11 protein-coding genes are annotated in these 14,206 nt (G+C 71.2%); 9 read left to right on the forward strand and 2 right to left on the reverse strand.

Features of this window, described 5'->3' with window-relative positions; all coding sequences use genetic code 11:
• Window positions 1-30 precede the first annotated feature (30 nt).
• Window positions 31-822 (reverse strand): IclR family transcriptional regulator, encoded by a 792-nt coding sequence (locus J4709_RS38865; RefSeq protein WP_307801937.1) that lies wholly within the window; start codon window positions 820-822, stop codon window positions 31-33.
• Window positions 823-1,242: 420 nt separating this feature from the next.
• On the opposite strand from J4709_RS38865, the gene J4709_RS38870 reads away from it, so the two are divergent.
• From J4709_RS38870 to J4709_RS38900, 7 genes are all read left to right on the forward strand, one after another.
• Window positions 1,243-2,721 (forward strand): aldehyde dehydrogenase family protein, encoded by a 1,479-nt coding sequence (locus J4709_RS38870; protein WP_208249004.1) that lies wholly within the window; start codon window positions 1,243-1,245, stop codon window positions 2,719-2,721.
• Window positions 2,718-3,719: a zinc-dependent alcohol dehydrogenase gene (locus J4709_RS38875; protein ID WP_208249005.1), complete on the forward strand. Its 1,002-nt coding sequence runs from the start codon at window positions 2,718-2,720 to the stop codon at window positions 3,717-3,719. Before J4709_RS38870 ends, J4709_RS38875 begins: the two co-directional genes overlap by 4 nt.
• Entirely contained in the window at window positions 3,716-5,536 is a 1,821-nt protein-coding gene (locus J4709_RS38880) for a thiamine pyrophosphate-binding protein (RefSeq protein ID WP_208249007.1), read from the forward strand. The genes J4709_RS38875 and J4709_RS38880 overlap by 4 nt, the downstream gene beginning before the upstream one ends.
• 55 nt (window positions 5,537-5,591) lie before the next feature.
• Complete coding sequence (locus J4709_RS38885) at window positions 5,592-6,749, forward strand: ABC transporter substrate-binding protein (protein ID WP_208249010.1); 1,158 nt, start codon at window positions 5,592-5,594, stop codon at window positions 6,747-6,749.
• A gap of 100 nt (window positions 6,750-6,849) precedes the next feature.
• A complete protein-coding gene (locus J4709_RS38890) occupies window positions 6,850-7,719 on the forward strand; it encodes a branched-chain amino acid ABC transporter permease (RefSeq protein WP_208249012.1) in 870 nt (289 codons plus the stop codon).
• The gene (locus J4709_RS38895) at window positions 7,716-9,575 is read left to right on the forward strand and encodes a branched-chain amino acid ABC transporter ATP-binding protein/permease (RefSeq protein ID WP_208249015.1); all 1,860 of its coding nucleotides are present in this window, start codon (window positions 7,716-7,718) and stop codon (window positions 9,573-9,575) included. The genes J4709_RS38890 and J4709_RS38895 overlap by 4 nt, the downstream gene beginning before the upstream one ends.
• A complete protein-coding gene (locus tag J4709_RS38900; RefSeq protein ID WP_208249017.1) occupies window positions 9,572-10,339 on the forward strand; it encodes an ABC transporter ATP-binding protein in 768 nt (255 codons plus the stop codon). Before J4709_RS38895 ends, J4709_RS38900 begins: the two co-directional genes overlap by 4 nt.
• A gap of 197 nt (window positions 10,340-10,536) precedes the next feature.
• Here J4709_RS38900 and J4709_RS38905 read toward each other — a convergent pair whose 3' ends face one another.
• Window positions 10,537-11,526 carry a ThuA domain-containing protein gene (locus tag J4709_RS38905; protein WP_208249020.1) on the reverse strand — a complete coding sequence of 330 codons (990 nt, stop codon included), beginning with the start codon at window positions 11,524-11,526 and terminating at the stop codon, window positions 10,537-10,539.
• Between the two features lie 152 nt (window positions 11,527-11,678).
• Between J4709_RS38905 and J4709_RS38910 the strand changes: the two genes are divergently transcribed.
• Entirely contained in the window at window positions 11,679-13,979 is a 2,301-nt protein-coding gene (locus J4709_RS38910; RefSeq protein WP_504740147.1) for an outer membrane protein assembly factor BamB family protein, read from the forward strand.
• Window positions 13,980-14,046: 67 nt separating this feature from the next.
• The gene (gene pqqA / locus J4709_RS38915) at window positions 14,047-14,202 is read left to right on the forward strand and encodes a pyrroloquinoline quinone precursor peptide PqqA (protein WP_208249033.1); all 156 of its coding nucleotides are present in this window, start codon (window positions 14,047-14,049) and stop codon (window positions 14,200-14,202) included.
• Window positions 14,203-14,206 lie beyond the last annotated feature (4 nt).

The following is a 14,206-nucleotide window of genomic DNA, read 5'->3' on the forward strand; positions in this document are numbered from 1 at the left end:
TCAGGTCACGGCGGGCGTCCGGTGCGCGGGTCAGCGCGCGGGACTGAGCGGGTGGTCGAAGCCGCGTTCGGACATCTCCTCGGCGACCTGGCGCAGGTCGGCGGCGTACTGCTCGACGACGTCGTCGGGGAACCGGACGGTGGGGCCGCTGAGCGACAGGGCCGCGATGACCGCGCCGGAGCGTCCGATGACCGGGACGGCGACCGCGGACAGGCCGTCCTCGCGTTCGCCGTGGCTGACGGCCCATCCCCGGTGGGCCGCTTCGTCGATCCATTCGCGCAGCCGCTTGACGTGGCCCTCCCCGTAGGGGGAGCTGACGGCGATCCGCTTGAGGAGGGTGTCGGGGGCGTCGCGCAGGAGGGCTTTGGACGAGGCTCCGGCCCACAGCGGCAGTTCGTCGCCGATGTGGACGACGTGGCGCAGCGGTTGCGGGCTCTCCTGCTGGGCGACGCAGACCCGGTAGATGTCGCGGAGCATGTAGAGGTTGACCGTCTCGCGGCGGCGGGCTCCGAGGTCGCGCATGAACTTGCGGGTCTCGGGCGGCAGTTCCCAGCTGCTGCGGGCCAGGTGGGCCCAGCGCCAGAGGCCGGGGCCGGGGAGGTAGCCGTTGGGCGCCGCCCACAGCAGCCCGTTCTGCTCGAGCGTCTGCACGAGCCGGATGACCGTCGTCTTGGCCAGGCCGGTCGCCTCGACGATCTCGCGGATCGAGATCACGGGGCGTTCCTCGCCGAGCAGCGACATGATCTCGACGGCGCGCTGGACGCTGCGGACGCCTTGGGCGTCGGCCGCCGGCTCGGCGCCGGCCTTCTTCGCTGGGCTCACTGGTCCTCGGTCTCCCCGATGTCGGCGGTAACGTCCGGAAAGCTTGGCGCACTTCGCCCGGCCGCGGCGGGAGAACGCCGGGGCGGCGCGCGGCCCCCGATGCGGTCGGGACGGCTCGTACGTTACACGCAGTCCATACAGCGGTCTAGTTGGACCGTCAGTCGGTCTTTTGAGGCGTGTGCGGGAAGTTTCGACCCTCCCCTTCCCCTGGTGAGCCACGTCACCTATAACTAACTCACTGGTTCGAACATTAAGCGCGTGCCGGGGAGGTGGTGCGGGTGCCCGGCCGGGAGATCCGCGGGGTCGGTCGCCGCAACTTTCTCGCGGAGGGCCCTTGTCAGCCGTCGGTGCGGCCCCGTACGTTGACTCGAAGTCCGCACAATGGCACTAACAGTCCGCTTAGCGGATCGGGAGGCACGGATGCTTGAAGCGGTGCTCGCGGCGGCGGCCGAGGGCGAGCCGGTGCAGGCGGCGGCACTGGTCGGTGGCCGGTGGAAGCGGCAGGGGCCGCAGAACGAGCGCATCGGGCCCTACCTGCGCAGCCCGGTCAGCCAGGCGCCGGCGGCGGGCGCCGCGGACGTTCGGGCGGTCCGCGACCACGCGCGTTCGGCCGCCCGCACGGTGGCGAGGCTCGCGCCGGCGTCGCGGGCCGAGGTGCTGGAGAAGGCGTCGCGCGCCGCCACCGAGAACCGCGACGGGCTCGCCCGGCTCCTCGCCCTGGAACTGGGAAAGCCGCTCAAGGACGGGCGCGGCGAGATCGACCGGGTCGCCGACACGTTCGCCGTGTGCGCCGCCGAGGCCCGGCGGATCGGCGGGGACAACCTGCCGGTGGCCGGATGGGCGCGCGGCACCGGCAACACCGCCTTCACCTACCGGGCCCCGGCCGGCGTCGCCCTGGCCATCACGCCGTTCAACGCCCCCGCGAACCTCCTCGCGCACAAGCTGGGCGCCTCGTTCGCCGCCGGCAACACCACGATCGTCAAGGCACCGCCCCAGGCGCCCGCCGTGTCCACGGCGATCGTGGCGCTGCTGGTCGAGGCCGGGATGCCGTACGAGGCCGTCCAGCTGCTGCACGGGGACGGGGCCGTGGGCGCCGAGCTGTGCGCCGCGGACGAGGTCGCCGTCATCAGCTTCACCGGCAGTGCCGCGACCGGGAACGCGGTCGCGAGGGCGGCCGGGGCCAAGCGCCTGGTGCTGGAGCTGGGCGGCAACGCCGCGACGATCGTGTGCGAGGACGCCGACATAGCCGAAGCCGCCCGGATCTGCGCCCGCACCGGCTACAGCAACTCCGGCCAGAGCTGCATCTCCGTCCAGCGCGTGTACGTGCACCGGTCCAGGTTCGAGGAGTTCCTCGACCTGTTCACCGGCCACGTGGAGTCGCTGACCGTGGGCGACCCCCTGGACCCCGGCACCGACGTCGGCTCGATGGTCGACGACGACGCGGCCGAACGCGTCGTGCGGTGGAGCGCGGAGGCCGCCGAGGCGGGCGCCCGCGTGCTGCTCGGCGGCAAGCGCGACGGTGCCACGGCGATGCCCACGATCGTCGCCGACCCGCCCGCCACCTGCTCGGTCGTCAGGGAGGAGGCCTTCGGCGCACTCGTCGCGGTGCTCCCGTTCGACGATCTGGACCAGGCGATCGAGCAGTGCAACGAGAGCCGGTACGGGCTCCAGGCCGGCCTGTTCACCCGGGACATGGACCGGATCATCACCGCGTGGCGCGACCTGGAGGTCGGCGGGCTCGTCGTCAACGGGTCGTCCAACTTCCGGCTGGACCACGTGCCGTTCGGTGGCGTCAAGGATTCCGGCTTCGGGCGCGAGTCGCCCCGGTGCATGATCGACGACTACACCGTCGTCAAGACGATGATGCTGCGCGGCACCTCCCTGTGGGGCACCGCGTGAAGGCGGCCGTCCTGCTCGCGCCGGACGACGTCGCCGTGGTCGACGACCGGCCGGAGCCGTCCTGCGGCCCGCGGGACGTCGTCGTCGCCGTCCACGGTGTCGGCCTCTGCGGGTCCGACCTGGCCGTCGTCTCGGGGCGCCGCCCGGTGCCCGCCCTGCCCTGGGTGCTCGGGCACGAGGCGTTCGGCGTCGTCGTCGCCACCGGCGACGAGGTCGCCGACCGGTCGCCGGGGCAGCGCGTCGTCATCGAACCGAACTATCCCTGCCTGGAATGTTCGGACTGCCGGACCGCTGCGACGGCGGGCTGCCGCCGCCGCCGAGCCGTCGGCATCACCGAGCCCGGACTGCTCGCCGAACGCGTCGCGGTCCCCGCGCGGTTCACCTGGCCCGTTCCCGAATCCTGGGACGACGCCGACGCGGTGTGCGTCGAGCCGTTCGCGGTCGCGCTCAACGCCGTCCGCATGAGCGGCCTCGCCAGGGGCGACAGATGCCTGGTCGTCGGCGCCGGCTCGCAGGGGCTGCTCGTCTCCCTGGCCGTCGCGCACGCCGGTGGAGAGCCCTACATCATCGAGCCCCACGAAGGACGCCGCGCCCTGGCGCTCGAACTCGGTGCGCACGATGCCGGCTCGCTCGCCGCGGCGACGGCCTTCCCCGCGGTGATCGAGACCTCCGGCGCACCGGAGGCGTTCGAACGGGCACTGGAACGCACCGCGCCCGGCGGTTCCCTCATCGCCGTCGGCCAGAGCCCGCGCCCCGCCCGGCTCACCACCTTCACCCTCGTGCAGCAGCGGCTGACCGTCCGCGGCTGCCTCATCTACGACCACCCGGCGGACTTCCGCCGCACCATCGCGATGCTCGACGAGCACGACCTGCATCCCGGCCGTGTCCTGCGCGAACGCTTCGAGTTCGCCGAGGCGCCGAAGGCGTTCGCACGCGCCGCCGAGATCGCCGGCAAGACCTGGATCAGCCTGCCCCGAACCGAGGAGATGCCCTCATGACCGTGGACGTCCGGCCCCAGAGCGACCCCGCGGTGGCGGTGTCCGCGGCGGAGGCGCTCGTCCGGCAGCTCGAAGGCTACGGCGTCGAGTACGTCTTCGGGACCTGCGGCCACACCAACATCGCCCTGCTGGACGTGCTGGGCCGCAGCCCGATCGAGTTCGTCATCGCCCGGCACGAGCAGGCCGCCGCGCACGCCGCCGACGGCTACGCCCGCGCGTCCGGACGGCCGGGCGTCCTGCTCGTGCACGTCGGGCCCGGCATGATGAACGCCGTCACCGGCGTGGCGACCGCCGCGCTCGACTCCGTCCCGCTGGTCGCCATCGCCGGGGACGTGCCGTCCTACTACCGGGGGCGGCATCCGCACCAGGAGGTCAACCTCCACAACGACGCGGACCAGACCGCCATCTACCGGCCGTTCGTCAAGCGCGCCTGGCATGTGCACCGCGCCGAGGACCTCGGGCGGTTCACCGAGCGGGCGTTCTGGACCGCCACCTCCGGACGTCCCGGGGCGGTTCTGCTGAACGTCCCCATGGACCTGTTCTCCCGCCCGGTCACCCCTGCGGACCATCCGCTCCCCGCGTACGAGTCCATCCCCGACCTGCCGGCCTCGACCGCCGAGCGCATCGCGGCGCGCCTCGCCGAGGCCGAGCGTCCGCTGATCTACCTCGGCGGCGGGCTGCGGGGTGAGACGGGCCGTCGCGCGCTGCTGTCCCTCGCCGAGCATCTGGACGTTCCGATCGTCCATTCGCTGATGGGCAAGGGCGCCGTCCCCGACGACCACCCGCTGCTGCTCGGCATGCCGGGCTTCTGGGGACTGCGGACCACCAACGACTACGCGCGCGACGCCGACGTCGTCCTGGCCCTCGCGACCAGGTTCGCCGAGACCGACGCCAGCTCCTGGGACGACCGCTACACCTGGAACATCGGCGGCCTGGACTCCCCGGAGCCGTCGGGCCGGCTCATCCAGATCGACATCGACGCCGCGGAGATCGGGCGCAACTACCCGGTCGAGATCGGCGCCGTCGCCGACGTGACTCTCGCGGTCGAGGCGATCGGCAAGGCCATGCTGGACGTCCACCCCGACCCCGTCGACCGCCCCCAGTTGCGCGAACGGATCCGCATCGCCCGCACCGAGCTGTTCGAGCAGAGCCGGGAGCGGGGCCGCGCCGCCGACTTCCCGCTCCGCCCCGAACGCATCCTCGCCGACCTCCGCGATGCGCTGCCGTCCGACGCGGTGCTGGTCACCGACGTCGGCTGGAACAAGAACGGCGTCGCCCAGTGCTACGAGCTGCCCGCCGAGGGCCGCTTCATCACGCCCGGCGGCGCGTCCACGATGGGCTTCGGCCCGGCGGCGGCGGTCGGTGTGCAGATCGGCGCCCCGGACCGCGTCGTGGTCGCGCTCGTCGGTGACGGCGGGATGAGCGCGCAGCTCCCCGCGGTCCCCATGGCGGTCGAGCAGGGACTGCCGGTGATCTTCGTGGTGATGAACAACCGCGCCCACGGCACGATCGCCGACCTGCAGGCCGCCAACTTCGGTGCGAGCCACGGCTGCGAGTTCCGCGATCCCGAAGGCCGCCCCTACAGCCCCGACTTCGCCGCCTACGCCGAGGCGTGCGGAGCCGACGGACACCGGATCACCGCAACGGACGCCCTGCTGCCGGCGTTGCGCGCTGCCATCGCCGCACGCCGCCCGGCCGTCCTGGACGTCCCGATGGTCAACGAGCCCGTGCCCACACCCGGGCACTGGAACATCAACGACATCTACCAGGGTGTCTTCCCCGACGACAGCGGCCACCCCTCGCCGTCCACCGCCTGAGCCCGCCTTCCGGGCACCCATCCACCCCGACATCCCCACCCACCGAGGTGAATCCATGCGCACCACCCCCCGACTCCGTGTCTCCGCCCTGGCCGCCGGAGTCCTCGCTGCGGGCCTGACCGCGGCCTGCGGCGCCCCCGGTGAGTCGAAGGACTCCGGCTCCGGCGGCAGCGGCCCCATCAAGATCGCAGTGGTCGACGCGCAGAGCGGGCAGCTCAGCTCGCTCGGCAAGTGGGAGTACAAGGGCGCCAAGCTCGCCGTCGACGAATGGAACAAGGCCGGCGGCATCAACGGCCGCACCGTCAAACTCGACGTCTTCGACGACCAGGGCGACCCGACCGTCGGCACGAACATCGCCCGCAAGATCGGCAGCCAGCACTACATCGCGATGATCGGCACCGCGGAGAGCGCCGTCACCATCGCGATGGCGCCGACCCTGCGCCAGGAGGGGATCCCGAACATCGCCTCGGGGCAGTCCAACGGGATGGTGGCGCTCAAGAGCCCGTTCCTGTTCCTCAACGGGCCCACGTCCACGACCTACGACGAGACGCTCGCCAAGTACGTCGTGGACACCAGGAAGATGAAGAAGATCGCGATGATCAGCAACAACGGCTCCTACGGGAAGGGGGAGCACGACGCGTTCCTCAAGGCGCTGACCGACCGCGGCATCAAGCCGGTCGCCGACGAGACCGTCACCACCGACCAGAAGGACTTCAGCGCCCAGCTGACCAAGATCCGGCAGAAGTCGCCGGACGTCGTCTTCATCGGCTCGGAGGAGGTCGAGTCCGGCCTCATCGTCAAGCAGGCCCGCGACCTCGGCATCGACGCGCCGTTCGCCGGCGCCGCCCCGCAGGGCACCCCCGTCTACCGCGACACCGCGGGCGTGAAGAACGTCGAGGGCACCATCGTCAGCTCGCCCTACCTCAGCAACGACGTCAGCGACGCGTCCAAGAAGTTCGCCGCCGCCTACAAGGCCGCCTATGGCGAGGACGCCGAACTGCACGGCGCCAAGGCCTACGACGGAACCTCGATCCTGCTCACCGCGCTGAAGAACAGCGGCGTCGCGACGGGCAAGAAGCTGGCCGAGGCGATCCGCGCCGTGCAGTACCAGGGGCTGCTCGGCGACTTCCACTACGACGAGACCGGGGTCGGGATCAAGGCGACCTCCATCGGGATCATGAAGAACGGGACCGTCGTCAAGGCCGGCGGCTGACCGGCGGACGCCCCGGACGACCGACGGCGGCCGGGCCCCGCGCCCGGCCGCCCGCCCTCGTCCCCGCCGGTCCGCGGGCCGGCCGCGCAGAAAGAGAACCATGCAGGTCTTCCTTCAGACGCTGATAGGCGGGCTGAGCCTCGGCGCGATCTACGCCCTGGTGGCGATGGGGTTCTCCCTCGTCTACCGCACGATGGGCCTGGTCAACTTCGCGCACGCCGACGTGCTCATGATCGGCGCGTACGCCGCGTCCACCTTCTACATGTCGACCAAGCTGCCCTTCGCCCTGGCGATGGTGCTGGCCATCGCGGTGACCGGGCTCATCGGGCTGTTCATCGAGCGGGTGCTGCGCCCGCTGGAGAACAAGGACTTCACCCTGATGCTGATCGGCACGATCGGGTTCGGGATGGTGCTGCAGGCCGTGGCCGTGCTGATCTGGGGCGCGACCGGACGGGCCGTCCGGACCCCGGTCGGCGGCGCGCCGCTGGAGTTCTTCGGGCTCCGCGTCCGCACCTACGACCTGGTCGTGCTGGCCATCGCCGCGGTGGCGGTGTTCCTCCTGGTCGCGTTCCTGCAGCGGACCAAGATGGGCGCCGCGATGCAGGCGGTCGCGATGGACCACGAGGCGGCCACCGCGGTCGGCATCCACGTCGGCCGCAGCAACGCGATCGCGTTCGCGATCGGAGCCGGGCTCGCCGCGCTCGCGGGCGGGCTCGTCGGCCCGCTGCTGTACGTGAACCCGACGATGGGCGGCACCATCGGCATCAAGGGCTTCGCGGCGGCGATGCTCGGCGGCTGCGGCAACATCCCGGGGGCCATCGTCGGCGGCTTCGCGATCGGGGTGCTGGACTCCTTCGCCGCCGGCCACTTCCAGGGCTACTCCGAACTGGTGGTGTTCCTGGTCTTCACCGTGGCCATCATGATCCGCCCGACGGGCCTGTTCGGCGAGACGACGGTGAGCCGGGCATGAACGCTCTCCTCAGGAACCGCAGGGCCCCGAAGCTCGGGACGCTGGCGGTGTTCGTCGTCATCGCGTGGCTGCTGCCCTACACGGTCGGCAGTTATGCCATCCACGTCGTCGACATCGCGCTGGTGTTCGCGCTGCTGGCGATCGGCATGGGCCTGGCCATGGGCATCGCCGGGCAGATCAACCTGGCGCAGATCGCCTTCTTCGGCGTGAGCGCCTACGCGACCGCGATCCTCACCACCCACAACGGGCTCGGGTTCTGGCCCGCCGCCGTGCTGGCGCTAATCGCGTCCGCGCTGATCGGGCTGCTGGTCGGCGTCCCGGCGCTGCGGATGCAGTCGCACTACCTCGGGATCGTCACGCTCGGGCTCGCCCTGGGCTTCATCAACTGGACGACCAACGCCGAGGTGGCGGGCGGCGCCGAGGGCATCTCGGCGATCCCCGTCCCGCCGATGTTCGGCGTCGACCTGTCCAGCGAGTACCTGTACTACTACCTCGAAGTGGTCGTGTTCGCGCTCGCCCTGGCCTTCGGGCTGTTCGTGGTCCGCACCGGTCTTGGCCGCCGGCTGATGGCGATGCGCGACGACCCGCTCGCCGCCGGCGCGGTCGGCGCGGAGATCCCGCTGCTGCGGATGACGGCGTTCATGCTGTCGAGCGTGTTCGGCGGCCTCGCCGGCGTGCTGTACGCGGGCCTCATCCGCTACATCGCACCCGACACCTTCAACATCTCCAACATGTTCCTGCTGCTGGCGATGGTCGTGATCGGCGGCCGGCAGAGCCTCGTCGGCTGCGTCGTCGGCGCCGTCGGCCTGACCCTGATCCGCGAGCAGCTGGTGGACCATCCCACCTACGCGCAGCTCGGCTTCGGCATCGTCGTGGTCGTCATGGTGGTGTTCGCGCCCACCGGGCTCGCGGGAATCCCCGCCCGCGCCAAGGCGCTTCTGGACCGCCGCCTCGGCAGGACCGCGGAACGGTCCGTCCTGCGGCCGTTCGAACCCTACGAGCCCGCCGCGGTCGGTACCCGGGAGGCCGGCGATCCGGCGGCCGGCGGCTCGCGCCCCATGCTCGAGATCAGCGACATCGCCAAGCAGTTCCGCGGCCTCAAGGCGCTCAAGGACGTGTCGCTCACGGTCGAGCGCGGCGAGATCCGCGGCATCGTCGGCCCGAACGGTTCGGGGAAGACCACGCTGTTCAACGTCATCAGCGGCTTCTACCGGCCCTCCGGCGGGCGGGTGCTGATGGACGGGCAGACCGTCTCCGGGGTCCGGCCGTACCGGCTTTCGCGGCACGGTCTGGCCCGCACCTTCCAGAACCTGCGGCTGTTCGGGGAGCTGACCGTCCGGGACAACCTGCTGGTCGCCCTCGACCGGTCCCGGACGCATGCGATCTGGCGGTACGCGCTGTGGCCCGTCGGCGTCTGGCGGCAGGAGCGCCGCCTGCACCGGCAGGCCGACGACCTGCTTCGCCGCTTCGGGCTGGCCGAGTTCGCCGCGGCGGCGCCCGGCTCCCTGCCCTACGGCATCCAGCGCCGGATCGAGATCGCCCGCGCGATGGCCGGGTCGCCGCGCCTGCTGCTGCTCGACGAGCCCGCCGCCGGCCTCAACGGCGAGGAGGTGCGCCAGCTCTCGGAGATCGTGCGGTCCATCCGCGACAGCGGCGTCACGGTCGTGCTCATCGAGCACAACATGGGCCTGGTGATGTCGCTGTGCGAGCGGGTGACCGTCCTGGCCGGCGGGTCGGTGATCGCCGAGGGGACGCCCGCGGAGGTCGTCGCGGACCACGCGGTGATCGAGGCCTACCTCGGGGACTCCGCGATGGCCGGCATGCCGCTTCCGAACAGCACCGAGGTGAGCTCATGAACGCCGACACGACCGCCGGGAGCGGCGAGAGGACCGAGTCCGGCGCGGCCTCGGCGACCCTGACCGTGGAGAACCTCTCCGTCCACTACGGCGGGGTCTGCGCGGTCAACTCGATCGGCTTCACGGTGGAGCCCGGCCGGTCGGTCGGGATCATCGGGGCGAACGGTGCGGGCAAGACCTCGACGCTCAAGGCCCTGATGGGGCTGGTCCCGCGCAGCGCGGGAAGGATCGTCTTCGGCGGCACGGACCTGACCAGGGTCAAGCCGCGCGACATCGTCCGGCACGGCATCGGCTACGTTCCCGAGGGCCGGCACGTCTTCCCCGGCCTCACCGTAGAGAAGAACCTGATGCTCGGAGCCTACGCCCGTCCGTGGCGCAGCACTGAGACGAAGGGGTCGCTCGCCGAGGTCTACGAGCTGTTCCCGGTGCTCGGGGAGATGCGGTCGCGGCTCGCCGGCGCGCTGTCCGGCGGGCAGCAGCAGATGCTCGCCGTCGGCCGGGCGCTGATGGCCCGGCCGCGGCTGATCCTGCTGGACGAGCCGTCCATGGGGCTGTCGCCCAAGCTCGTCGAGGACATCCTCGCCGTGCTGGTGCGGCTGCGGGAGGAGGGGTTGAGCCTGCTGCTGGTCGAGCAGAACGCGAAGCTGACGTTCGAGGCGACCAGCGACTGCGTGGTGATGGAGAACGGGGAGGTCGCGATGACCGGCACCTCCCGCGAACTGCGCGACGACGTCCAGGTCCGGCGCATCTACCTGGGGCTCTAGGTGGCGGCGCGGTCCAGGGGCCGCGCCGTGCGCCGATGAGGCGCGGCCCCCTCGTCCCGTCGGCGGTGTGCGGTGCCCTGTTCGGGCCGTCGTACAGGCGCGGACGCCGATCGGGTGGTCATGCGAAAGCCCGCCGGCGGCCGGGGACGTCCCGGCCGGCCGGCGGGCGGAGGATGCGGGCGCCCGAGGGGTGCGGGTCAGCGGCAGAAGGGCTTCATCCCCGCCGCGGACTCGATGCCGTTCAGCACCAGGCTCTGGAACTGCTTCGCCCCGGCGAAGCCCGTGCCGTCGTCGGTGAAGGCCTTGGCGTCGTGCCCGAGCGTGGTCAGCCAGGCGCGGCCGCCGTCGTAGTACTGGCACCAGGCCACCGGGTGGAACGAGCCGTGTCCGGGGTGGTTCATGTTGCCCGCGACGCCCTGGGTGAGGGTCTTCTCGTCCACGGTGGCCAGGAACCGCACCTCGCTCGGGAACGGAACGAGGTTGTACCACTCGTCGCTGAAGTTCCACCGGCCCGGCAGCCCGGCGGTGGAGACGTCCTTGCGGTCGACGGTCTGGACGGTCCCGGGCTGCGCGCGCCCGTGGTCGTAGAAGTTGGCGCCGCCGAGCAGGCCCTCGTACCACGGCCAGTTGTACTCGGTGCCGAAGGCGTTGTGGATGCCGACGAACCCGCCGCCGCCGCGGACGTACTGGCGCAGCGACGTCTGCGCCGCGTCGTCGAGGGTGTCGCGGGTTGTGCTCATGAAGACGACGGCGTTGTAGCGCAACAGCGTCGACGGCGAGGCGAGCTGCGACACGTCCTCGGTCCAGTCGACGCCGAACCCGTTGTCCTGCCCCATCTTCACCAGGGCCTTCTGGGCCACGTTGGCGTCGCTGAGCGGCGGGTTCATGCCCGCGCCGAGCGCCGGGCCGAGGTTGGCGTGCCGGGGGCCGGCGGTGCGGCTGTAGACGAGGATCTTGTAGCCCTTGGCGGGGTCGAAGTTGCCCCAGTCGTGGTAGCAGCGGGGGTTCGTGCCCCGGCAGACGCCGTAGACCGGGTCGCCGAGTTCCTGGGCGCCGGTGTTCTTCGGCTGGGCGATCGGGCGGGCCGTGGCCGGCAGTCCGGTGGACAGCGTCGCGGCGGCCAGTACGGCCGCCGTGCCGATCGCCGTGCCGATCGCGGTGCGCACAGGGAACGGGATTCTTCTCATGGGGTGGGTTCCTTTCCGGCATTCTCCAGTGCTGGTCCATCTAGTGGACCAAAAGAACCGTCTAGAGGTTCTTGGACGATCTCACGCCGATCTGCCGTCGGCAATACCCGGACATCACCCGATGGTGCGGAGTCGCGGAGATGCTCCCCGTCATGACTGGTGAAATTACCGATGTGCGGAAGCCGTTCGAGGCGCAGGCTATTGCCAGGGCGCTGCGAGCGGCTTACCGTGTCGTCCGTCGATCGGACCATAGAGTCCGTCTAGTGGACCACGGAATGGGAGAGAGCATGGATCGACGGAACTTCCTGACCGGGGCGGCCGCGGTCGTCGGCGGCACCGTGGCCTTCACGCCGCTGCGCGCCCCGGCGGCCAACGCCGACGCCGCCTCGTCCCGCCTCGCCCTGCCCGTCCCGCCGCAGCCGACCGCCTTCGGTGCCACTGGGCGCGACTTCCCCAAGGTCTGCGGGAACCTCGGCAACCAGAACCACTCGACGCAACGGACGATCGACCGCGGCAACGTCAGGCACCTCGGCGGCGCATGGCACGTCAACCTCGAAGGCGGCAGCACCTCCGGGCGCTCGCAGCAGAGCACGATCGTCGCCCAGGACGGCGTGCTCTACGTCCAGACCGCCCAGCAGAACGTCTTCGCCGTCGACGGCCGCACCGGCGAGGCCAAGTGGAAGACCAACGTCGGCTCACAGCAGACCAACATGCGCGGCGTCGGACTGGGGGAGGGGCTGGTCTTCACCACCTCCGGCTCCAACATCGTCTACGCCCTGGACCAGAAGACCGGCGCCGTCGTGTGGCAGCGCGAACTGCTCGTCGCCGGTGAGGGCGACCCGAACTGCGACCCGCAGGAAGGGCAGTGCGGCGGCAACCGCGGCGGCCTCGCCGGCGCCATCGTCTACTTCGACGGCCTCATCTACGTCGGCACCGAGGGCAGCACCGCCGGCGCCCGGGGCCGCGCCTACGCCCTCAACGCCCGCACCGGCGAGATCGCCTGGACGTTCTGGGGCCCACCCGGACCCGGCGAGTACGGCAACGACACCTGGGAGGGCGACACCTGGAAGACCGGCGGCGTCGTCTGCTGGATCCATCCGGCGATCGACCCCGAGCTCGGCCTCGTCTACTGGACGTTCGGCAACCCCTATCCCCGCACGAACGGCTCCACCCGCGGCGGGACGAACCTGTTCGCCAACTGCCTGGTCGCCATCGACGCCAAGACCGGCGAGCGGCGCTGGCACTTCCAGTCCGTCCACCACGACATCTGGGACTTCGACAACGTCATGGCACCGGTGCTGATCGACCTGAAGATCGGGCACCGCAAGCGCAAGGTCGTCGTATACGGCAGCAAGGTCGGGATGTTCTACATCCTGGACCGGGAGACCGGGAAGGGCGTGCACGGCATCACCGAGCGGCCCGTCCCGCAGGAGCCGCGGCAAAAGACCTGGCCGACGCAGCCGTTCCCGGGCGGTGAGCCGTTCGTCCACCAGTCGCCGAGCTTCCACGACACCACCCGGCCCGTCCCGTACTACCCGACCGGCGAGATCTTCACGCCCTTCTGGGACGACGCGACGATCCTGTTCCCCGGCGCCGGCGGCGGCGCCGACTGGTCGTACATGTCGTTCAGCCCGCACACGGGATTCGTCTACGTCGGATACGGGCTCGTCAACTCCTCCTACTCCAACACCAACGGCGGCCGCGTCAACACCGCGCGCCCACTCGGCGAGTACTTCTCCGGCGGCATCGTCGCCGTCGACCCGCGCACGAACAAGCCCGTCTGGCGCAAGGAGGGCGAGTGGTCGCTCGCCCACGGCAACGGGATCCTCACCACGGCCGGACGCGTCATGTTCCAGGGTGGGCCGGACGGGGTGCTGCACGCGATGGACGACGCGACCGGCCGCGACCTGTGGAGCTGGCAGTGCGGGGCCGGCGTCCACACCAGCCCGATCAGCTACGAGATCGACGGCGAGCAGTACGTCGCGGTCTTCGCCGGCGGCAGCTGGCTGCCCTACCCCGACATCCCCAAGGGCGACCACCTGTGGGCGTTCAAGCTGCACGGCAAGGTCGCCCCGGCGCCCGCGCCCACCCCGCCGTCCAAGCGCAACCAGATCCGCACCGCGGCCGTCGCCGGCGCGGACGCGAACAACACGATCACCCTCGGCCGGATCTGGAACTCCGCCGCCGGCGCCCCCGGCGACGCGGAGAACACCGTCGCGCAGAACGCGATGTCGCCGCAGAACATGACCGTTCCCGTGGGCACCGAGGTCACCTTCGTCAACCCGTCCGGCAACGAGCACTCGCACGGCGCCGCGTCGTTCTTCGAGCACGTGTTCAACTCCGGGCGGCTCAAGCCGGGCGAGTCCTACCGGCACACCTTCACCAAGCGCGGCGAGTACTTCTACAACGACCCGGTCTTCCCGCAGAGCACCGGAAAGATCGTCGTCCAATGACCCCCGGGGCCGGTGAGCCCCGGGCCCTGCCGGTTCCCGCGGCAGTCCCCCCACGGAAGGAGCAGAGATGACCCTGCACATCCCCGACGCCGAGACCGCGCACACCGAAGTCCCCGAGGCGCAGGACGCGGCCGCTCAGCGGACCGCCTCCTGGACCACACCCGACTACCAGGTGGTGGAGACCTCGCTGGAGGTCACCGCCTACTTCGGCGCCGAGATCTGATCCC

The sequence above is a fragment of the Actinomadura violacea genome (assembly GCF_017573465.1).
GTDB classification, from domain to species: Bacteria; Actinomycetota; Actinomycetes; order Streptosporangiales; family Streptosporangiaceae; genus Spirillospora; species Spirillospora violacea.